This window comes from uncultured Roseovarius sp., assembly GCF_947259555.1.
Lineage (GTDB): Bacteria > Pseudomonadota > Alphaproteobacteria > Rhodobacterales > Rhodobacteraceae > Roseovarius.
This window is the reverse complement of record NZ_CAMYMD010000026.1, coordinates 54133-75097: the sequence shown is the minus strand read 5'-3', so window position 1 is coordinate 75097 and position 20965 is coordinate 54133. Positions and strand designations below refer to the sequence as shown.

At 61.7% G+C, this 20965-nt stretch carries 16 protein-coding genes and 1 riboswitch; of the genes, 13 read left to right on the top strand and 3 right to left on the bottom strand.

Features of this window, described 5'->3' with window-relative positions; translation table 11 throughout:
- Positions 1-94 precede the first annotated feature (94 nt).
- The 9 genes from miaB to Q0X85_RS04575 all read left to right on the top strand — a co-directional run bounded on the left by miaB (position 95) and on the right by Q0X85_RS04575 (position 8625).
- Complete coding sequence (miaB, locus tag Q0X85_RS04615) at positions 95-1420, top strand: tRNA (N6-isopentenyl adenosine(37)-C2)-methylthiotransferase MiaB (protein WP_297769867.1); 1326 nt, start codon at positions 95-97, stop codon at positions 1418-1420.
- 191 nt (positions 1421-1611) lie between these two features.
- On the top strand, positions 1612-2187 hold the full coding sequence (locus Q0X85_RS04610) for an OmpA family protein (RefSeq protein ID WP_297769646.1): 576 nt from the start codon (positions 1612-1614) through the stop codon (positions 2185-2187).
- Positions 2188-2199: 12 nt separating this feature from the next.
- Positions 2200-2511, top strand: a complete 312-nt coding sequence (locus tag Q0X85_RS04605) for a hypothetical protein (RefSeq protein ID WP_297769644.1) — start codon at positions 2200-2202, stop codon at positions 2509-2511.
- A gap of 185 nt (positions 2512-2696) precedes the next feature.
- A complete protein-coding gene (locus tag Q0X85_RS04600; protein ID WP_297769864.1) occupies positions 2697-3671 on the top strand; it encodes a PhoH family protein in 975 nt (324 codons plus the stop codon).
- A 7-nt stretch (positions 3672-3678) separates the two neighbouring features.
- Positions 3679-4167, top strand: coding sequence for an rRNA maturation RNase YbeY (ybeY, locus tag Q0X85_RS04595; protein ID WP_297769861.1), 489 nt, complete (start codon positions 3679-3681; stop codon positions 4165-4167).
- Positions 4168-4207: 40 nt separating this feature from the next.
- Positions 4208-5095, top strand: coding sequence for a hemolysin family protein (locus tag Q0X85_RS04590; RefSeq protein ID WP_297769641.1), 888 nt, complete (start codon positions 4208-4210; stop codon positions 5093-5095).
- A gap of 64 nt (positions 5096-5159) precedes the next feature.
- On the top strand, positions 5160-6611 hold the full coding sequence (lnt, locus tag Q0X85_RS04585) for an apolipoprotein N-acyltransferase (RefSeq protein WP_366129306.1): 1452 nt from the start codon (positions 5160-5162) through the stop codon (positions 6609-6611).
- 37 nt (positions 6612-6648) lie between these two features.
- Positions 6649-6696: riboswitch (SAM-SAH riboswitch) on the top strand.
- A gap of 5 nt (positions 6697-6701) precedes the next feature.
- Positions 6702-7868, top strand: a complete 1167-nt coding sequence (gene metK, locus Q0X85_RS04580) for a methionine adenosyltransferase (RefSeq protein ID WP_297769636.1) — start codon at positions 6702-6704, stop codon at positions 7866-7868.
- A 43-nt stretch (positions 7869-7911) separates the two neighbouring features.
- Positions 7912-8625: a tRNA (guanine(46)-N(7))-methyltransferase TrmB gene (locus Q0X85_RS04575; RefSeq protein ID WP_297769633.1), complete on the top strand. Its 714-nt coding sequence runs from the start codon at positions 7912-7914 to the stop codon at positions 8623-8625.
- A 14-nt stretch (positions 8626-8639) separates the two neighbouring features.
- On the opposite strand, the gene Q0X85_RS04570 is transcribed toward Q0X85_RS04575, so the two are convergent.
- The gene (locus tag Q0X85_RS04570; protein WP_297769630.1) at positions 8640-9272 is read right to left on the bottom strand and encodes a sulfotransferase family protein; all 633 of its coding nucleotides are present in this window, start codon (positions 9270-9272) and stop codon (positions 8640-8642) included.
- Between the two features lie 95 nt (positions 9273-9367).
- Positions 9368-10534 (bottom strand): acetylornithine deacetylase, encoded by a 1167-nt coding sequence (argE, locus tag Q0X85_RS04565; RefSeq protein WP_297769627.1) that lies wholly within the window; start codon positions 10532-10534, stop codon positions 9368-9370.
- A gap of 447 nt (positions 10535-10981) precedes the next feature.
- Here argE and Q0X85_RS04560 point away from each other — a divergent pair, with 447 nt between their 5' ends.
- The 4 genes from Q0X85_RS04560 to Q0X85_RS04545 all read left to right on the top strand — a co-directional run bounded on the left by Q0X85_RS04560 (position 10982) and on the right by Q0X85_RS04545 (position 19614).
- Entirely contained in the window at positions 10982-14818 is a 3837-nt protein-coding gene (locus tag Q0X85_RS04560; protein ID WP_297769624.1) for an Ig-like domain-containing protein, read from the top strand.
- Between the two features lie 83 nt (positions 14819-14901).
- Positions 14902-16200, top strand: coding sequence for a TolC family protein (locus Q0X85_RS04555; protein WP_297769621.1), 1299 nt, complete (start codon positions 14902-14904; stop codon positions 16198-16200).
- Positions 16197-18413 carry an ATP-binding cassette domain-containing protein gene (locus Q0X85_RS04550; protein ID WP_297769618.1) on the top strand — a complete coding sequence of 739 codons (2217 nt, stop codon included), beginning with the start codon at positions 16197-16199 and terminating at the stop codon, positions 18411-18413. The genes Q0X85_RS04555 and Q0X85_RS04550 overlap by 4 nt, the downstream gene beginning before the upstream one ends.
- A 1-nt stretch (position 18414) precedes the next feature.
- Entirely contained in the window at positions 18415-19614 is a 1200-nt protein-coding gene (locus tag Q0X85_RS04545; RefSeq protein ID WP_297769615.1) for an HlyD family type I secretion periplasmic adaptor subunit, read from the top strand.
- A gap of 29 nt (positions 19615-19643) precedes the next feature.
- Here the strand turns inward: Q0X85_RS04545 and Q0X85_RS04540 are convergent, their stop codons facing one another.
- On the bottom strand, positions 19644-20864 hold the full coding sequence (locus tag Q0X85_RS04540) for a multidrug effflux MFS transporter (RefSeq protein ID WP_297769612.1): 1221 nt from the start codon (positions 20862-20864) through the stop codon (positions 19644-19646).
- Between the last annotated feature and the right edge of the window lie 101 nt (positions 20865-20965).

Sequence of the window (20965 nt, the reverse complement as noted above, 5' to 3'; positions counted from 1 at the left end):
TTCGATGTAGAATCCGTCAAACGCAGAGGCATTGCAAGTGCCCCCTGCGGTGATGTAGATGAGCGCCCTGAACCCTCAGGCGGAGGCCCGGCGCATGGCGGATGTGAAAAAACTCTATATCAAGACCTATGGCTGTCAGATGAACGTCTATGACAGCGAGCGCATGGCCGAGGCGATGGGCGGGGCGGGCTACGTCACCACCGAGAATGCGGCCGAGGCCGACATGATCCTGCTCAACACCTGTCATATCCGCGAGAAGGCCGCCGAAAAGGTCTATTCCGAACTGGGCCGGTTCCGCGCGCTCAAGGACGAAAAGCCAGATCTCAAGATCGGCGTGGCGGGTTGCGTGGCGCAGGCCGAGGGGCAGGAAATCATGCGCCGTCAGCCGCTGGTCGATCTGGTGGTGGGGCCGCAGAGCTATCATCGCCTGCCGCAGATGGAAGCGCGGGTGCAGACGGGCGAAAAGGCGCTCGCCACCGATTTTCCGCTGGATGACAAGTTCGACACGCTGCGGCAGCGCCCCAAGGCAAAGCGCGGTCCGACCGCGTTTCTGACCGTGCAGGAGGGCTGCGACAAGTTCTGCGCCTTTTGCGTGGTGCCCTATACCCGTGGCGCCGAGGTGAGCCGCCCGGCGGCGCGCGTGCTGGAAGAGGCGCGCGATCTGGTCGAGAGGGGCGTGCGCGAGATCACCCTGCTGGGGCAGAACGTCAACGCCTATCATGGCGCGGGAGAGGGCGGCGACTGGTCGCTTGCGCGGCTCATCTGGGCGCTCAATGACATCGACGGGCTGGAGCGTATCCGCTTTACCACGAGCCACCCCAACGACATGGATGACGACCTGATCGCGGCGCATGGCGAGTGCGCAAAGCTGATGCCCTATCTGCATCTGCCGGTGCAGTCGGGCAGTGACAAGATTCTCAAGCGGATGAACCGCAGCCACACCGCCGAAAGCTATCTGCGGCTGATCGAGCGTATTCGCGCGGCGCGGCCCGATATCCTGATGTCGGGGGATTTCATCGTGGGCTTCCCCGAAGAGACAGAAGAGGATTTTCAGGCCACGATGGATCTGATCGAGGCGGTGAATTACGGCTATGCGTTCTCGTTCAAGTATTCCACGCGCCCCGGCACCCCGGCGGCGGAACGGCCGCAGGTGGCGGAGGACGTGAAATCCGAGCGGCTGCACCGGCTTCAGGCGCTGATCACCCGGCAGCAGCGCGCGGCGCAGGATGCGATGGTCGGGCGCACCGTTGGCGTGCTCTTCGAGAAACCCGGGCGGATGGCCGGACAGATGGTTGGCAAGTCGGATCACCTTCACGCCGTTCATGTGACCAGTGGCGACGTGGCGGCTGGTGATCTGAGGCAAGTAGAGATTGTCGAAAGCGCCTCGAACTCTTTGGCTGGTCGGCTCTTGCAGGGTTGAAAACAAAGCGATTTTCGCGCGATTGTGGCGAAATTGCGGCGTTGCCTAGGGATTGTTTCGCAAGTGGCCACAATATCTGGTGGAATTTACTTCACATTGAGCCGATAGTTGTTAGTATTTCATGGTATTAGCTGGGTGGTATCCTTGTAGGCGAACACATCCGCCCGGGGGGTAGAAAGAGGACAGTGGCCGTGACGAAAATAATTTCAAAGACGCTGCGCGCGATGGTAAGGGGGGCAGGTGCCGTTGCCCTCGGCCTCGTCGTAACAGCCGGAATGGCGGAGGCGCAACAACAGCGTACCGTTGTAGGAGAACGCTATATCCCGACGATATGGGTCGACCCCGACGGGTGCGAGCATTGGGTCATGGATGACGGGGCAGAGGGCTACATGAGCCCGCATGTCAACCGTCAGGGTATCCCGATCTGCCGCGAGATGAACCTCTGTGGCGTCGTCAATACAGACCAGCACTTTGCAACTGACAGTGCGCGCATTCATGCGGCGGGCCGTCAGCGCCTCGCGGAATTCTTCCAGCAGTCGAACGCGGTTGCCTATACGATCGTGGGGCATACCGACAGCCGCGCCTCGGATGAGTACAATATGGGCCTGTCCCTGCGTCGCGCCAATTCGGTGGCATCGGTGGCGCGCAGTGTGGGATCGCGGATCTCTGATGTGCGTGGCTACGGCGAGCGGATGCCCAAGGCGTCCAACAATACCGCAGAAGGCATGGCGCAGAACCGCCGTGTCGAAATCATGTGCTGGCGCTGAGGGGACTGAACAATGAGAATTTCAAAACTAGCACTGGTGATCCCCGCAGTCAGTCTTTTGGCGGCGTGCGCTGGCGGGCATGGTGGCGTCGGCCCTGACAAGACCCGTGACCGTGGCACAGACAAGAAGCATCTTAGCCAGTTGCAATCCGGCATTTGGGTGGATCCCAACGGGTGTGATCACTGGATCATCGACGACGGTGTCGAGGGCTATCTGTCGCAGCGGCTGGACAAGTTCGGCAAGCCGGTCTGCTCTGGTGTTGCCCCCCCGACCGTGGCCACTGGAAACTTCAAGGGCGGAAGCAGCATTGCGGATACGCTCTGAACGTGCCACGCCTTGGCAACAATCATTGGACTGCGGGCCTGATTGCCCGCAGTTTTTTTGTGCCAATCTTATGACATTCCGCGCCGGGCGCTTGCACCTTGCGGCGCATCTTGGCAGGCTTATCGCAGACCTCTGACCCGTGGGAGATTTGTTTGGGTAACAGCGCACCGCCCCCCGCCCCTGACATGGCCTCAATGCAGGAAGCCGTGATCGAATTCCCCGACAACATGCTGCTGATTGATCTATGCGGCGAATATGACCGGAACCTTGCTGAGATTGAGCGCAAGCTTAGTGTGCAGATTGTACGGCGCGGCAATCACCTGTCGGTGATGGGCGAAGAGGGCACCGTGCAGGAGGCATCGGATGTCCTGAGCGCGCTTTATGCACGTCTGGAAAGCGGGCGCGCGGTTGAGCATGGCGACGTTGACCGCGAATTGCGAATGGGAGGCTCTGACGACGAGAGCGCGACCATGACCGGCGATCAGTTGGAGATGTTCAAGGGCGGTCCGGTCGAGATCAAGACGCGCAAGAAGTTCGTCGAGCCGCGGACCGATGCGCAAAAATCCTATGTCAGATCACTTTTTGCACATGAACTGGCCTTTGGCATTGGCCCCGCAGGGACCGGCAAGACGTATCTGGCCGTGGCTGTGGGTGTGAACATGTTCATCGAGGGCCATGTAGACCGGATTATCCTGAGCCGACCCGCAGTCGAGGCCGGTGAGAAGCTGGGCTATCTGCCCGGTGACATGAAGGACAAGGTCGATCCGTACATGCAGCCGCTTTACGACGCGCTGAACGACTTTCTTCCAGCCAAGCAACTCGCAAAGTTGATTGAGGAAAAGAAGATAGAGATTGCGCCGCTCGCCTTCATGCGGGGGCGCACGCTGAGCAATGCGTTCGTGGTGCTCGATGAGGCGCAGAACGCGACGTCCATGCAGATGAAGATGTTTCTCACGCGTCTGGGCGAGGGCTCGCGCATGGTCATCACCGGGGACCGCACCCAGATCGATCTGCCGCGTGGCGTGCCCTCTGGGCTGGCGGATGCCGAACGCTTGTTGAACTCGATACCGGCAATCAGCTTCAACTACTTCACCGCCAAGGATGTCGTGCGTCACCCGCTGGTCGCTGCGATTATCGAAGCATATGAGGCGGATGGCTGAGCCGCGCATGTTGATGGATGTGGTCATCGAAGAGCCCTGCTGGCAGGCGGCGGGCCTGGAGGCGCTGGCCGAGCGGTCCGCGCGTGCAACCCTTTTGCATGTTGGCCTCGATCCGGGGGATTGGGAGGTCAGTCTGCTGGCCTGCGATGACGCGCGCATCGCCGCGCTCAATGGGGATTTTCGGGACAAGGCACAACCCACCAATGTCCTTAGTTGGCCGAGCGAGGAACGTGCGTCCCGCTCTCCTGGCGGACGGCCGGAATTACCTGTGGCCGGACCTGACCCGGAACTTGGTGATATAGCCATTGCATGGGAAACCTGTGTGCGCGAGGCTGCGGAGGGCGGCAAGCCGCTTGCGGACCATGTGGTGCACCTGATTGTACATGCAGTGCTGCATTTGCTGGGATATGATCACATCCGTGACCAAGATGCCACTCTGATGGAGACAACAGAAGTGGAGATACTTGGCAAACTGGGGGTCCCTGACCCATATTAGGCGTGCATGGGGCATTTCCCTGTCACTTGGAAAGAAACGAATGGACGACAGCACAGACGGATCGTCTACGGCAGCGCAGAGCGCGCAGCCGGAACACGATGACGAAACCGATGAAAATGGCGGATTTTTTCGCCGGATTTTTGGGGCTTTTTCTTCTGATGATGAGGATGCCTCGGAGGATGGCGCACAGGGCGCGGCGGTGAACGGCGCGCCGGGCATCGGCAATCTTAGAAATATGGCGGTTGAGGATGTGGCGATCCCAAAAGCCGAGATCGTGTCGATACCGGATACGATTTCACGCGAAGACCTCGTGCATGTCTTTCGAGACAGCGGCATGACCCGGCTGCCGGTTTACGAAGGTACGCTCGATACGCCCACCGGTATGATCCACCTCAAGGATTTCGCACTCAAGCATGGCTTTAACGGGGGCACCACGCGGTTCATACTCAAGGATTTGTTGAGGCCGCTGCTGTTTGTTCCGCCCTCGATGCCGATCGGCGTTCTGTTGCAGAAGATGCAGGCCGAGCGGCGGCACATGGCCCTTGTGATCGACGAGTATGGCGGTGTGGACGGTCTCGTAACCATTGAGGATCTTATCGAACAGGTCGTCGGTGAGATCGAAGACGAGCACGACATCGACGAGGGGCAATTCTGGACGCAAGAGAGACCGGGCTGCTACGTCGCTCTCGCCAAGACACCGCTGGAAGAGTTCGAGGCCGAGATAGGCCAATCGTTGACCGATGTGGAAGAGGTCGATGAAGAGGAAATTGATACTCTGGGGGGGCTGGTGTTCATGCTTCTGGGCCGCGTGCCGGTGCGGGGCGAAGTGATCGAGCATCCTGCAGGTCCGGTGATCGAAGTGATGGAAGCCGACCCGCGCCGCATCAAGCGGGTACGCGTGCGGCTCGCCGAAACGCAGGATGCCTGACACTGGCCGCGTCGCGGCGATTGTCTGTCATGTTTCGGCTTTGCCGCGATTGGCGCGTGTTTGTGTGGTTGGCCTAACAGGGGCGCTCGCCGCGTTGGGGCAGGCCCCTGTCGGGGCATGGCCGCTCACAGTTGTCGCGCTGGCCCTTTGCTATGGGCTGTTCTCGCAGTGCGCTGGGTGGCGTCAAGCCGCGCGGCTTGGCTGGGTCTTTGGGACAGGGTATTTCCTGCTGTCTCTAAATTGGATTGTTGAGCCTTTCCTTGTAGATGCCGCGCGCCATGGCTGGATGGCACCCTTTGCGCTTTTGGGTCTGGCCGGTGGGCTTGCGCTGTTTTGGGCCGGCGGATTCGCATTGGGCCGTGCCGCAGGCGGCGGGGCCATGGGGTTTGTTGGCGGCCTTGGACTGTCAGAGGCGGCGCGCGGCTATATCCTGACCGGGTTTCCGTGGGCGCAGCCGGGGCATGTTCTGATAGACACCGCGTTCTTGCACTGGTCGGCATATCTTGGGGCGCTGGGCCTTTTGGCGCTGGTGGTCTTCTCGGGAGTGGCGTTATGGCACGCGCTCGCCGGCGTGACCCGCGTCGGCCTCGCTGGTTTGACCGTGGTTGGGTTATTCTGGCCTCTGGGTGCTTGGCTTACGCCTGCCACAGCCCCTAAGCTTGATGCATCGGTGGTTCGTCTCATTCAACCCAACGCACCCCAGCATGAAAAATGGCACCCCGACAAGATGCAGGGCTTTTTTGATCGGCAACTGGCCTTTACGTCGGCGGGCGAGACGCGGCCTGATCTGATCGTATGGCCGGAGACGTCAGTCCCGGTCCTGCTCAATAACGCGGGTCGCACGCTGGAGATCATTTCGCAGGCGGCGCGCGACGCGCCGGTGGTGGTCGGGGTTCAGCGTTACGAGGGCACGCGGCTCTATAATTCCCTCGCGCTGGTCGAGGCCGGAGGGCGTGTGTCGGCGGTCTACGACAAACACCATCTTGTCCCTTTTGGCGAATATTTGCCCTATGGCGATCTGCTGGCAAGATGGGGCATCCACGGCCTTGCCGCAAATGAGGGGCAGGGGTTTTCAGCTGGGCCGGGTGCGCGTGTCCTTGACATGGGCCCGCTTGGCAAAGCTTTGCCATTGATCTGCTACGAAGGGGTTTTCCCGCAGGATTTGCGCGCCGCGCAGGAACGGCCCGATTTTATTCTTCTGATCACCAATGACGCCTGGTTCGGCAGGTTTTCCGGCCCGTACCAACACCTTGCCCAAGCGCGGCTGCGGAGTGCGGAGCAGGGGTTGCCGATGATACGGGTCGCGAATACGGGCGTGTCCGCCATGATCGACGCGGCCGGGCGGGTGCGCGCGGCATTGCCCCTCGGCGAGGCAGGCTGGCGCGATGCGCCATTGCCTCCGCCTTTGCCAGCGACGGTATACGCCCGTACCGGGGACTGGCCAATGCTTGCGGGTTTCCTCATGCTTCTCGCCTTGTCACCACTGGGCCACAGGCGGACGCAGGCGCCAAGATAGGCATTGACGCTTGCGGGAGGTGGGCGTAACCACACGCAACCCGTCACAACGGCTTCCTGGCGTGACGGCGTCACATAATGGAGCACTTTCATGGCAAGACAGAACTATCTCTTCACCTCCGAATCCGTTTCGGAGGGGCACCCCGATAAGGTCTGCGATAGGATTTCCGACGCGATCCTCGATGCGTTTCTCGCCGAGGAAGAGAACGCGCGTGTCGCCTGCGAGACCTTTGCCACCACCAATTGCGTGGTCGTCGGCGGCGAGGTGGGGCTGTCGGACAAGTCTCGGCTTGCGGATTTCATGGGCCGGATCGACGGGATCGTACGCGACTGCGTGCGTGATATCGGGTACGAGCAGGACGAATTTCACTGGAATACCTTGCAGTTGCACAACATGCTTCATCCACAGTCGGCGCATATCGCGCAAGGCGTGGACCGCGACGGTGCGGGCGATCAGGGCATCATGTTCGGCTTTGCGGTCGATGAGACCGATGCGCTCATGCCGGCGCCGATCCTGTTCTCGCATGCGATCCTCAAGCGGCTGGCGGAGGTGCGCAAATCCGGCGCCGAGCCGACGCTAGGGCCCGATGCCAAGTCGCAGCTGACCCTGCGCTACGAGGATGGCAAGCCGGTCGAGGTGACCCAGCTTGTGCTGTCCACGCAGCATACCGACGCGGCGCAGACGAGCGACGACATTCGCGCCATCGTCGAGCCGTATATTATGGACGTGCTGCCGAAAGAGTGGATCACGAGCAATACCGAATGGCATGTCAATCCCACCGGCACCTTCGTGATCGGCGGCCCCGATGGGGATGCGGGTCTTACCGGACGCAAGATCATCGTGGATACCTATGGCGGGGCGGCCCCGCATGGCGGCGGCGCGTTCTCGGGCAAAGACCCGACCAAGGTGGACCGCTCCGCGGCCTATGCGGCGCGGTATCTGGCCAAGAACATCGTGGCGGCCGGTCTGGCAAAGAAATGCACGCTGCAACTGAGCTATGCGATCGGCGTGGCGCGGCCGCTGTCGATCTATGTCGATACGCATGGCACCGGCCAGGTGCATGAGGCGGAGATCGAGAAAGCGGTTGCGCAGAACATGGATCTGACGCCGCGCGGCATTCGTGAGCATCTGTCGCTGACCCGTCCGATCTATGCGCGCACGGCGGCCTACGGTCATTTCGGGCGCGCGCCCGAGGATGATGGCGGGTTCAGCTGGGAGCGCACCGATCTGGTCGAGGCGCTGAAAAAATCCGTTTGATCAAGGGGCTGGCGCGTGAACCTCATGCGCCAGTTTAAGTTTTATGAGCCAAGACAAGCACCCGACCGGCGCGCCGTGGCGCAATTTTCACGGTCGGTTCAAGGGCAAGGCCCTGCGCCCCAAGCAAGAGGAATATCTGGCCGAGGATCTGGGCAAACTGTCGCCCGGGCCGGTCGATTGGGAGGTGAACCCCGAACGCGATCCCATTGATCTCAAGACGCTTTTTGGGGATCGGGAGGTCTGGCTGGAAATCGGGTTCGGTGGTGGCGAGCATATGGTGCATCAGGCCGCCCAAAACCCCGATGTGGGGATCATCGGCTGTGAGCCTTATATCAATGGCGTGGCGATGCTGTTGGGCAAGATCCGCGATGCCGATTCGCAAAACGTTGCGGTTTATCCGGGGGATGTTCGCAACATGTTTGACGTTCTGCCGGAGCAATCCGTCTCGCGGGCGTTCCTGCTTTATCCTGACCCATGGCCGAAGAAACGCCATCACAGGCGCAGGTTCGTGACCAAGCAGCATTTAACTCCGCTTTCCAAATGCCTGAAACCCGGCGCTATTTTCCGGGTGGCGACGGATATTCCGGATTACGTGCGCCAGACATTGGAAGAGGTGCCGCGCCACGGGTTCGAGTGGCTGGCGGAGCGGCCTGCCGATTGGCGGGAGCCTTGGGGCGACTGGATATCGACGCGCTACGAGCAAAAGGCTCTGCGCGAAGGCCGCGTGCCGCATTACCTGACATTCCGGCGGCTCTGAGGGGCGTCACGCGCTCAGGCAGGCTCACCGCCGAAATGCGCCCAGAACTCGTCACGCGGATTGCTGCGCGGGAAGGGTGTGTCGGGCACCGGTACGTTTAGGAAATCGCAAAGCGGCCGCCACCCGTCTGCGACATGAAAGACCAGAAGGCGATCCGCCGGGACCAGATCGCGCACCGCCTTGTTGTTCCTGCGATATGCGGCGATGGCGCAGTCGCGATCGGTATGGTCTTCGAACGTCTCCTTCAGGAACCATCCAGACATGGTGCGAAAGATGTCCTGAGTATGCGGCGGCAGGTCCATGGTGGGCGCGTTGGTGAAAAACTTGCTGATGGTGGTGCTGAAGCTGCGCCACCAGTCCTCTTCGGGGCGCTCGGTATGGATCACCTTGGCCTCGGGGAAAGCGTGCATCGTCTGCTGCCAGACAGCAGCGCCGGGCCAGTCCACCTGGGCATTGAAGCCGTCGAAGACCGCGTGCCAGTCGACCGGGCGACCGGCGGCGATGGCGGCCCAATGCGCCGGCTGGTCGGGGCGTTGCATGACCTCCAGCATGTGATGACAGGGGCCGAAGCCCAGCTCTTCCAACGCCAGTTTGGTCGACATGGTGCCGGTGCGCCCGAAACCCGAGCCGATAACCTTGAGTGTCATACCGTCCCCCATATGCGGTGTCCGCCACTCTGCGGTGACTGAGCGGATGGGCAGAAGTATGGCTTGGATCGGCCGAATTCCCTAATGGAATCGCGTCAGGCCGCGAGCTTGTCGCCCAAGCGGCCCAGCATGTCGAGGCATTGCTGCAACTGGTCTAGGGCGACGTATTCGTCGGGCTTGTGCGCCTGCTCGATCGAACCGGGGCCGCAGACTACCGCCGACATGCCGTATTGCTGGAAGATCCCCGCCTCGGTGCCGAAGGGCACAAGCTCGGCGCCGTTGCGACCGGTGAGTTCCATCATGATGTCCTTGGCCTCGTTGATCTCTGTCGGTTCCAGCCCGTCGACCTCGCCGATCACCTCGGTGGTGATGCTGGCCTCGGGGTGGACGCCGCACATCCGGGGCAATAGCACCTCTTCGCAATAGCGGCGCATGTCCTCCTTTACGAATTCGGCATCGGCCAGGGTGACGGGCCGCATTTCCCATTCGATGGTGGCGTTCGAGGCGATCACGTTATGCGCCACGCCGCCCTTGATCGAGCCGGTGTTGATCGTGGTCCAGGGCGGCTCAAAGCGGCTTTCGGGCGGGGCGCGAAAGCGCAACGATTCCTTGAGTTCCAGGAGGCGGTTGACATAGCGCACCGCGTATTCGACCGCGTTTACACCGCGGGCGGGATGCGAGCCGTGCCCGGCCAGACCGCAGAAATGGGTGGTGTATTCGTAGCAGCCCTTGTGGCCCTCGATGATGCGCATCGAGGTGGGTTCGCCGATGATCGCGACTCCGGGGCGGATGCCGCGCTTTTTCAGGCTGTCGACTAGCGCCTGCGCGCCGAAGCAGCCGACCTCTTCGTCATAGGTAAAAGCGAAGTGAACCGGGCGGTCGCGGACCTTTTCGGCAAAGACCGGGGCCATGGCGCAGGCGGCGGCGATAAAGCCCTTCATGTCGCAGGTGCCGCGGCCGTAGAGGTGGCCGTCATGTTCGATCAGCTCGAATGGGTCGCTGGCCCAGTCCTGTTCGGCCACCGGCACAACGTCGGAATGCCCCGAGAGCACGATGCCGCCATCCACGTCTTCGGGGCCGATGGTGGCGAAGAGATTGGCCTTATGCCCGATTTCGTCGTGAAAGATGTCCACCCTCGCGCCGTGGGATTCCAGCCTGTGGCCGAGATAGGCGATCATATCGAGATTGCTGAGTTCGGAAATCGTGGGAAAGGCGATCAGATCGCGCAGGAGAGCCACTGTATCGGATAGCTGGGTTGTCACGGTGTACTCCCTGTGGTTCGGGTCAGTGCAAAACTGTGTGACTTTGTGGAGCCGGTGCGCCCGCGTCAACCCCTTGTGCTGCTGATGTGTGGCCAGGAAAGCGCGCAAAGAGTGTGTCGCATGATATCTGGTCGGCTTGGGCGTGTGGCGCGGAGATTTTGCGCGGGACCTAAGTGGCGAAATATATGGGAAATATGCACATATTGGTATCTTTAGAGTAAAAACACCTAGCGATAGTGTCAAAAAAAAGGTAATTTACGGTCAGAAAACAAATCGGCACGTTCAAGTGCTGAGTTCTGAGGCAAGAGTGGTGGTGTTATGAAGGTGATTGATTTCGTCGCCCGTACAGATGCGGGCAATTCTCAGCGTGGCTCAATTCCAGATCAGGAAGGGGTTACCGTCATTCCGGCGGGTCACGAACAGGAAATTTCTCTAAATATCAGGCAAATGGATGTCCAGGGGTTTGCTCGGGACGGATCCAATCTGGTGATCAACCTGTCGGATGGGCGGGTGGTTGTCCTCGAAGGCTACTACGGCGAGGCCGGAGTTGCGGAGAGTCGGCTTTTCATCAGTGCTGACGGCTATCTCAACGAAGTGACGTTGAGCGAAGGCATCGATGGTGCCGTTTATGCGCAATACGGGCCAACCGAACAGTGGGGCAAATGGAGCCCGGATGAAGAGCTGATATTCCTGGGAGGCAGCGATGTCACGCCGCCGGCGGGCGATGAGGAGGTCTCGATGCTTGGGACCGGGCTTTTGGCGGGCAGCGGCCTTTTGGGATTGGGCGGTGTCGGCGCGGCAGGTCTCGGCGCAGCCGCGATTCTGAGCGGTGATGAAGGCGATGGCGGTGTAGGAGATGTCGAAGGCGGTGATCCGGGCACGTCCGACGCTGAAAATTCTGATGATGCCGATGAAAGCGCCGACGAAGGCGATGATGCCGATGAAGAAGCTGACGAAGGCGATGATGCTGACGAAGACGGAGACGTCACGGATGGCACGGACACCGGCGAGGGTGATGCCGGTGGAGACAACGACAACGGTGAAGGCCCGGGGCGGATCGAACCTTCCGTAAACGAGGACGGAACGATCACCATAGGCGGCGATGAGGGAAGCGATCCGTCGATTTCCATCACCGGACAGGCCGAGCCAGGCTCTGAGGTGGATGTATCCATCGGAGACCAGGAGGTGAGCACAGAGGCCGACGAGAACGGGGAGTGGGATGTCATCTTCGAAGGCGAAACCTTCCCCGAGGACGGTGAACACGATGTTGTGGTCAATGTCACCGAACCGGATGGTACCGAGACAAACCTCGATGGGCCAATAGTTGTGATCGACACAACGCCACCGGCAATCGTCATCGAGGATGGCGTGGTGTCGACCGACGATGTGGTCAATGCCGAAGACTATGCCGATGGCATCGAGATCACCGGTACTGGCGAGCCGGGTGCCAAGGTTGATCTCGAGCTGGAGGGGACAACACAGAGCACTGTCGTGGGTGAGGACGGTCAGTGGCAGGTGGTATTCAACCCGGCTGACGTGCAGGGTGGCGAGCGCGAGACAGGGGTCACGATTACCGCGACCGATGATTTCGGCAACTCGGCGGAGGTGGTCGACGCGGTGGCGATCGACACTGTGCCGCATCCTGTCGCGATCGAGTCCGACGCGGTTGGCGGCGATGGTGTGGTCAACGCGGCGGAAGAGGCCGGTGGTGTCAAGATTTCTGGAAGTTCCACTCCCGGCGCTCCCGTCAAGGTTACGGTCGCCGGTCAGACCCAGGACGTGGTCACGGGTGAGGATGGGACCTGGAGCGTGGTGCTCGAACCGGGCAGCCTGCCTGGTGGAGAGGCTGACGTCGACGTGACAGCGAGCACGGTGGACGCCGCCGGGAATCCGAGCCGCGCCGATGAAACGTTCCGTGTCGACACCGAAGTGCGTGATTTCGGGATGGAAGGTAGCCCCGGCGGGGCGGATGGGGTGATCAACGCCGCCGAGCAACCCGACGGATTTACCATGACCGGACAGGTTGAGCCGGGCTCAAGCGTGCAGCTGAGTTTTGGCGATGCAGTGGTCGACGCGGTGGTGGCCGAAGATGGCAGTTGGAACGCCAGCTTCGCCGGTGAGCAGATCGCGGGCGGCACTTACGGAGCCGAGATCTTGGCGGTGGCCACCGACGCGGCGGGCAACGTGACCGAGCTTCGGCAAGCGGTGAGTGTGGACACTGAGGCCAATGATCTGAGCGTCGACACGGCTGCGGTCAGCGGTGACGGCACGGTGAACGCGGTCGAGAGCGAAGGACAGGTGGCGGTGAGTGGCGTGGCGACGCCGGGCGCGGCCGTGACGGTCAGCTTTGCCGGGAACACGCAGGATGTCTTGGCCGATGCGAGTGGCAACTGGTTGGCTAGTTTCGATGGCAGCGGTCTGGAACTGGGCGAATACGACGCGCCGGTAAGCGCCGTGTCTGTCGATGCGGCGGGCAACAGCGCACAGGTGAGCGGCTCGGTTCGGGTCGACACCGAAGTGCGTGATTTCGGGATGGAAGGTAGCCCCGGCGGGGCGGATGGAGTGATCAACGCCGCCGAGCAACCCGACGGGTTTACCATGACCGGGCAGGTTGAGCCGGGCTCGAGTGTGCAGCTGAGTTTCGGCGATGCAGTGGTCGACGCGGTGGTGGCCGAAGATGGCAGTTGGAGCGCAAGCTTCGCCGGTGAGCAGATCGCGGGCGGCACCTACGCAGCCGAGATCGTGGCGGTGGCCACCGACGCGGCGGGCAACGTGACCGAGCTTCGGCAAGCGGTGAGTGTAGACACCGAGGCCGGGCGCCTGACCCTTGGCGCGTCGGATATCGGTGGCGATGGCGTGATTAACGCGGCTGAGGCCGATGCCGGTGTTCTGGTGACAGGCGAGGCTGACCCCGGCGCAACTGTGGTTGTGAGCCTTGATGGGGTCGAGCATACGGTCGAGGCCAATGGTGACGGTCTTTGGCAGAGCCGCTACGAGAGTAGCGAGATTACGCGTGGGGTACATGATCCGCAGGTTCACGCAAGAACGGTGGACGCGGCGGGCAATGCAGCCGAGGTTGATGCCAAAGTGGCAGTCGACACGCGAGTCGACAATCTCAATGTTGACGATCTCAATATCGCGATCGGCGCGGATGGGCGCGATGTCATCAACAATGATATCGCGACGGATGGGTTCAGTGTGACTGGCACGATCGAGCCCGGCAGCCAGGTTTTCGTGACCATAGATGGCGTGCGCCACGAGGCTCAGGTCGACGCCTCGGGCGACTGGGTTGCCAGTTTCGGCCCCAACGAAATCTCGTCCGGCGAACGAGATGCCGATCTGCGGGTCGATGTGACCGACCCGGCGGGCAATACTGCCTCTCTGACCGATACTGTGCGGGTCGATACTTTGGTCAACGAATTGGCGCAGGATGGGCCGGTGACGCCGGACAATATTATCAACATTTCCGAGGCCGCTGCGGGCGTGACCCTGACCGGACGGGTCGAACCGGGGTCGAGCGCCGAGGTGTCGGTCTTTGGCCGCACCTACCAGGCGGTCGTGGATGCTGACGGCAACTGGTCTCTCGATTTGCCGCCGGGGGATGTGCCACGGCAGGATGGCGAGGCCCAGATGGTTGTCTCCGCCACCGATTGGGCAGGCAACGTCAGCGAACTCACTGGCAGTCTGACGCTCGACATGGTGGCTCCCGAGACGCCCGGTATCGTGGGTTATTTCCGGCAGGGCGATGGCTACCGTAACGCCACGCTCGAAACCGGCGAGGAAGACGTCGGCATTCACCAGGTGGATGCCGGCGGCAATGTGCAGGAGCTGGTACTGGGTGAACAGGCCAACCAGTTCACAGGCGAGACGGATTACTTCTTTCTCGACGAGGTTGGGCAACTCTCGCCGATTTCGGATGGCTCTCAACTGGTGGTGACGAGTACGGACGAGGGTGGCAACACGGCCAGTACCTATGTCGTGCTCGACGAGACCAGTACATCGGTTGTCAATATCGCCAATCCCAATCTCGGCGCGTTTGACATCGAGACGATCGACCTGCGGTTCGGGGATCAATCCCAGCTTACTCTGAGTGAGGAGCAGGTTCTGGCGCTGTCGGGTAACAGCGACACGGTTCTGGTGCAGGGCGGTACGGATGACCAAGTGACGCTCACCGGGGCACAGGCGGCAGGTAGCACCGTGATCGACGGGCAGAACCATGACATCTACACGCTGGGCGACGATGCCACCGTGGTGGTGGATGATGATATCCAGATCGTGACCTGATCCGGCGCCGGGGCGCGCGTCCTGTCAGACTGCGCGCCCCCAACGACAAGACCGGAACGGTCGGGGGACAGGGTATGAGACAAATGGCTAGGGGGTTGATGGTGGCGGGGGCCTGCCTCTGGGTTGCAGGCTGCATGACCACGGGGCGCAGCGATGCGGATGTGTCGCGGCTCAATATGGGGCCAGATGCGCGGCCAGATGAAGTGGCGCGCGCGCGCGAGGCGGCCCAATCGCCGATCATCAGCGATTTGCAGGGCAGGCGCTCTGTGTTGGTGCCAGGAAGCAGTTTCGACCGAGTGGCGACGGCGGTTTTGACGGCGTATAGCCGCAGCGCCGAGGCCGACCTGACGAGTGCACGGCTGCGCGCCGAGGCCGCGTCGAAGAACTGGTTGCCGCGCATCGGTCCCAATATCAGCCTGACCAGCCTGAGTGATATTGTCAGCCAGTTGATCGTTGAGCAGGTGCTGTTCGACAATGGCGGCAAGAAGGCGGAACGCGCATTTGCCAAGGCCGATGTCGAGGTCGCGGCTGTGACACTGGCGGAAGACGTGAACGGGCGGGTGTTCGAGGCTCTCTCGCTTTATCTCGATGCCTCTCGGGCACGCGAGCGGCTGGCGTTGGAGGGTCGCACGCTGGAGGATATGAGCCGGTTTGAATGGATCATGTCCGAGCGGGTCAAGGGTGGTGTGTCGGATATGTCCGACCTCAGCATCCTGCGCTCTCGACTGGCCGAAATCCGTGAAGAGATCGCTGGCCAAAAAGAGGCTGAGGCGACCGCACTTGCCGAGCTTAACGCTATGGCGTCAGCCCCTCTGGGCAGCGTCAAGGGGCTGTCGGAGGTCGTGGTCGACGCCAATAGTGGCCGCGCACTTGATGTCTTGCTTGCCGAGGCAGAGGCCGAGCGCGACGTGGCGCAGGCCGTCGTGGCGCGGGCCGGGCTGTTGCCAAGCTTGACTGCAGGCGGCACGGTTGGGTCGGGTGACAGCGGTATCGGGCTTAATTTGCGCTCAGAGCAGCTCATAGGCCTTGGCACGGGCGCCGAACTGCGCGCGGTGGAGGCTCAAAAAGAGGCCGCCGCGCGTCGCAAGGTTCAGGCCAGCGAAGATAGCAATCGCGTAGTGCGTCGGCTGGACGCACGGCTGAACGCTTTGTCGCGGCAGGTGGGCGAGGCGAGTAAGCTGCGCGATACGGCACAGGCCAATCTCGACCTTTTCCAGGCGCAGTACGATGCCGGGCAGCGGCAGGTGATGGACGTGGTTGGCGTGTACGAGACCTTTGCCGAGCGGCAGGTGCGTGCATTGGCCCTGAAATACGAGTTGGCGCTGGCCCGGATCGAGTTGGCGCGCCATCTTGGCGTGCTTGCGGAGGGAAGCCGGATTTGACCGATGCCCCAATCGCCCTGTCAGTGACGCGCGGCCCCGGTTCGGTGCAACGCGACGGCCCGGCCTCGGCGCCTGCACGGTTTGGTGAGCGGGCCGTTGCACGGGCAAGGCTAGGGGCGGCGTATGCCGCCCTTTTGGGGGTCGCGGCGGTTGAGCGCGATATTCTGGAGGCGATGATCGCCAGCGATGCCGGCGGCGGCCCTGCCGATCAGCCGCAACCGCGCGCACTTGCCGACGGACTTAACGCAGCGGGGCTGATCGCGCGGGTCGAGCCGGTGGCGCACCCCCATCCAGACCAATGGCCAGCCCTGGCACAGATGACGAGCGGTCAGTTCGTGCTGGTGCTGGGACAGGCCGGAGACGTTCTGCAAATCCATGACACGACTTTTGACGACCAGCGTGCCGAGGTCCCGCTGTCGGAATTCGAGCCGTATTTCACCGGCATGGTCGTGCGCGCCGAGGCCCCGACACAAAGCCTGAGCCGTGCGCATGATCTGCCAGAGGCGCAGGCCCATTGGTTCTGGGGGCAGTTCAGCGGATTTCGCCGATACATCGCGGAGGTCGCGCTTGGCTCTTTTGTCGCCAATATCTTGGCGGTTGCGGTCGCGCTCTTTGCCTTGCAGGTCTATGATCGGGTGATCCCGCATCAATCCGAGGCAACGCTTTGGGTGCTGGCGGCGGGCGCGGGGCTCGCTCTCGTGATGGAGGCGGGGCTCAAGATTGCACGCGCGCAATTGATGGACGGGGCCGGACGCCAGATCGAGTTGAATGTCCAGAGCCTGTTGATGGACCGTATTCTCGGGATGAGGTCCGAGCTTGCCGGAAAAACTCCCTCACAGATATTCTCGGCCATGCGCGAATTTGGGTCGTTGCGCGAATTCTTTACAGCATCCACCATCGGAACGCTGGCCGACTTGCCCTTCATCGTGGTGTTTCTGGCATTGGTGGCGTCGATCGCCGGGAATGTCGTTTGGGTGCTTATCGCAGGCGGCATCGTCATGGTGATACCCGGTTTTCTGTTGCAAAAGCGGATGATGCGCCTGACGCAGGAAATGCAGGGCGCGGGCGCGCGGGGCGCGCGGCTCTTGCACGAGACGATATTCGAGCTCGACACGCTCAAGACGCAGCGGGCCGAGGACAGGTTCCGTCGCATCTGGGGCGAGCTGAGTGCGTTGCAGGCGCTGAAATCGAGTGAACAGCGCAGGCTTGGTTCCGTCCTTACATTCTGGGCGCAGGGGGTGCAGCAGGCGACCTATATATGCGCGGTGATCCTCGGCACCTATCTGGTGTTCGCGGGGCAATTCACAGTGGGTTCGATCATTGCCGTTGGCATTTTGACGAGCCGGACCCTAGCGCCCCTGACGCAACTCTCCGGCACGCTGGCCCGCTGGGGCAATGTCAAATCGGCACTGGCCGGGCTGGACGCGATTGCTCTTGCGGATCAGGACGAGGCCGAGGGCCGCAGCTACCTGAGGCGCGCCAAGCTGACCGGCGCCTACGAGCTGCGCGAAGTGCAATTTGCCTATGACGACACGGCGGCCCCGGTGCTGGATATTTCCGGGCTCGCCATACAACCCGGTCAGGTCGTAGCGGTGTTGGGCACAAACGGGTCAGGCAAATCGACCTTTCTCAAGCTGTTGTCCGGGCTTTATGCCCCAAGCCGGGGGCGGGTGATGCTGGATGGCACTGACATGGGCCAGATCGCACCGCGCGATTTGCGGCGGATGATTGGCTATCTGGGGCAGGATGTGCGGCTTTTCACCGGCAGCCTTCGTGAGAACCTGAATCTCACATTGCTGGAGCGTGACGACGAGCGGTTGATGCAGGCGCTAGATTTTGCCGGGCTTGGGCCGTTTGTGCGTGGCCACCCGAAGGGCCTTGATCTGGAAATCCTCGACGGTGGGCAGGGCCTCAGTCAAGGGCAACGGCAAAGCATTGGCTGGGCTAGGCTGTGGTTGCAGGACCCCAGCATATGCCTGCTGGACGAGCCGACCGCGGCCCTTGACCAGACGCTGGAGCGCACGTTGGTCAGCCGGCTGGAAACCTGGCTAAAGGGGCGTACTGCGGTGATTGCAACCCACCGCATGCCGATCTTGAGCCTGACCAGTCGCACGCTGATTCTACAAGCTGGACGCATGGCGGTGGACGGGCCGCGCGATCAGGTGCTCGCACATCTGGCGCAGGCGCCGGGCAGCGGATCAGGAGGGGCATGAGATGAGCAATGCCTCCCCGCGCGGCACGGCAACACTATTGGCGGAGCTGAATGGGCGGCTCAGGGGGCCAAGCCTCACGGTGTGGCTGTGTGCTGCCGCTGTCTGGGTGTTCGTGGTTTGGGCGTCCCTCGCGTGGATCGACGAGATCGTGCGCGCGCCCGGAGAGTTTATCTCCACATCGCGTCCGCAGATCATCCAGAACCTCGAAGGCGGAATCCTCGCCGAGTTATCGGTGCAGGAGGCCGATGTCGTGGCGCAAGGGGATGTTCTGGCGCGGTTGCACGCCACGCGCTTCGAGTCCGAAGTGGCTGATTTGCAGGATCAGATTGCCGGGCTCGAAGTGCGGCAGTTGCGGCTGGAGGCCGAGTTGGCCGGTCAGTATGATTTCAATGTGCCTGACACGCTGGCCATGCGCGCCGGAGAGATGGTGAGCTCCGAGCGTGCATTGCTCAAGGCGCGGCAAGAAGATTATGTCAAGCGCAGCGAAGGAGCCAAACGTGTACTCGAGCAATCGGCCGAGGAAAAACGTCTGCTCGAAAGTCTGCTGGAAAAGAAGATCGTTGCACTGATCGAGGTCACGCGCGCGCGGAAGGCGCATGCCGACGCCGAGAAACGTTATGACGAGATCGTCACCCAAGCCGAGTTGGAGCGCGCCGAGGGCTATTCGGAAACTCTCAAGGAGTTGGCGACCCTCAGGCAGAATCTGAAGGCCAGTCAGGATCAGCTGAACCGTACAGTGCTGCGCAGCCCGTTGCGGGGCGTGGTCAACAATCTGAGCGTCACGACAATTGGCGGTGTGGTGCGGCCCGGTGAAGAGATCCTCGAGATCATTCCATTGGATGAGGAGATGTTTGTCGAGGCCCGTGTCGAGCCGCGCAACATTGCCAATATCCGACGTGGGCAGGAGGCCACGATCAAACTGACCGCGTATGATTACACCATTTACGGGACATTGAAGGGCCGGGTCGACTTCATTTCCGCCGACACGTTCAAGGATGAGCGCGCCCGCGAGGCGGATGGCGACCCGCATTACAAGGTGAGCCTCCGGGTCGATATGGCGGCACTTACCCCGCGGCAGTCCGGCATCGAGATCCGGCCCGGCATGCAGGCGGATGTGGAGCTGCACACCGGGGAAAAAACCGTCCTGCAATACCTCCTGAAGCCGCTTTACAAGAGCCAGCAGGCCCTGCGGGAGCCGTGATTGACGGGACCTTCAGACCGACAGGCCCTTCAGACCGACAGGCCCAGGCGATGTTCACGGCGGATGACCAGAACGATCATGGCGATCGCGGCGAGGGCCGTCGTCAGCATGATCCACAACAGGGCAAACGCGCCGCTGCCCGGTGTGAGCAACAGACCCGCAAGCGCCGATAGCCCGGCGCCGAGGCCGATCATCAGCGCCCCTGACAGGCCACTGGCCGTGCCCGCCAGATCCGGCCGGATGGAGAGGGCGCCGGCCGTTGCGTTCGGGATTACCATCCCGTTGCCCAGCCCCATGAAGGTCATCAGCCCGAAGAAGGTGACGGGCGTACCAAGGCCAAGGTAGAACAGTGCGAGGTTGAGCGCGATGCCGCCAGCATTGAACAGAGTGCCCCAAAGCACCATCCGGTTCACGCCGAGCCGTGTCGAGTAGCGGCCGGAGGCAAAATTGCCGAGGAAATAGCCTATTGCGGGTGCGCCGAACAGGATGCCGAGGGTCGATGGCGGCAGGCCGAAGACCTGATCGCCTACAAATGGCGCGCCGCCGAGATAGGCGAAGAACGCGCCCGAACTGAGCCCCGCCGACAACGCATAGCCCCAAAACCGGCGCGATGTCAGGAGAGCCGGGTAATCGCGGAATTGTTGCGCGAGTGTGCGTCCGGTGAGCGGCGCGGTTTCGCCCAGATCACGGAGGCAGACCACGAAGAGCGCAGCCCCCAACACGAAGAGCGCCCAGAAATTCGCCTGCCATCCAAAGAGTTCGTCGAGGACTCCGCCAAAGGCCGGGCCGATCATCGGCACCACCGCCATGCCCATCGTCACATAGCCGATCATCGAGGCGGCACGGTCCTCGGGGACCATGTCACGCACGATTGCCCGGCTGAGCACCATGGCCACCACAACGCTGGCCTGAACCATGCGAAAAGTCAGGAAAACGGTAATGTTAGGCGCAAAGATACAGCCAAGAGTGGCGATGAGGAACAGACCGATTCCCCAAAGAATCACCGGACGCCGACCCCAGCGGTCCGAGATCGGCCCCATCAGGAGCTGCAACCCGGCATTCACCCCGAGGTAGAGCGCGACCGAGAGCTGGATAAGCCGGTATTCAGTGTTGAAATACGCCGTCATACCCGGCAGGCTGGGTAAAAAGATGTTCATCGCGAGCGCCGACAATCCCGCAAGCAGGATCAGCGTGGAAATATGCGGTGGTGTGGAGCGGTCCAGATAACGGACATGTTGTTCGGGGCTCATTGGACATGGCTAGGACTGGCATGCGAAGAAGTCCATGCCGGGGGCTGGATAATTAGCAATTTTACACATTTGCGGAATGGACTTTGCGATCATTTGCAAAT

Coding starts and splice junctions, on each gene's coding strand:
- Q0X85_RS04545 (WP_297769615.1), top strand. CDS start 18,415: ATGAGCAATGCCTCCCCGCGCGGCACGGCAACACTATTGGCGGAGCTG.
- Q0X85_RS04555 (WP_297769621.1), top strand. CDS start 14,902: ATGGCTAGGGGGTTGATGGTGGCGGGGGCCTGCCTCTGGGTTGCAGGC.
- Q0X85_RS04605 (WP_297769644.1), top strand. CDS start 2,200: ATGAGAATTTCAAAACTAGCACTGGTGATCCCCGCAGTCAGTCTTTTG.
- ybeY (WP_297769861.1), top strand. CDS start 3,679: ATGTTGATGGATGTGGTCATCGAAGAGCCCTGCTGGCAGGCGGCGGGC.
- Q0X85_RS04570 (WP_297769630.1), bottom strand. CDS start 9,272: ATGACACTCAAGGTTATCGGCTCGGGTTTCGGGCGCACCGGCACCATG.
- miaB (WP_297769867.1), top strand. CDS start 95: ATGGCGGATGTGAAAAAACTCTATATCAAGACCTATGGCTGTCAGATG.
- Q0X85_RS04590 (WP_297769641.1), top strand. CDS start 4,208: ATGGACGACAGCACAGACGGATCGTCTACGGCAGCGCAGAGCGCGCAG.
- Q0X85_RS04600 (WP_297769864.1), top strand. CDS start 2,697: ATGGCCTCAATGCAGGAAGCCGTGATCGAATTCCCCGACAACATGCTG.
- Q0X85_RS04575 (WP_297769633.1), top strand. CDS start 7,912: ATGAGCCAAGACAAGCACCCGACCGGCGCGCCGTGGCGCAATTTTCAC.
- Q0X85_RS04540 (WP_297769612.1), bottom strand. CDS start 20,864: ATGAGCCCCGAACAACATGTCCGTTATCTGGACCGCTCCACACCACCG.
- Q0X85_RS04560 (WP_297769624.1), top strand. CDS start 10,982: ATGGATGTCCAGGGGTTTGCTCGGGACGGATCCAATCTGGTGATCAAC.
- metK (WP_297769636.1), top strand. CDS start 6,702: ATGGCAAGACAGAACTATCTCTTCACCTCCGAATCCGTTTCGGAGGGG.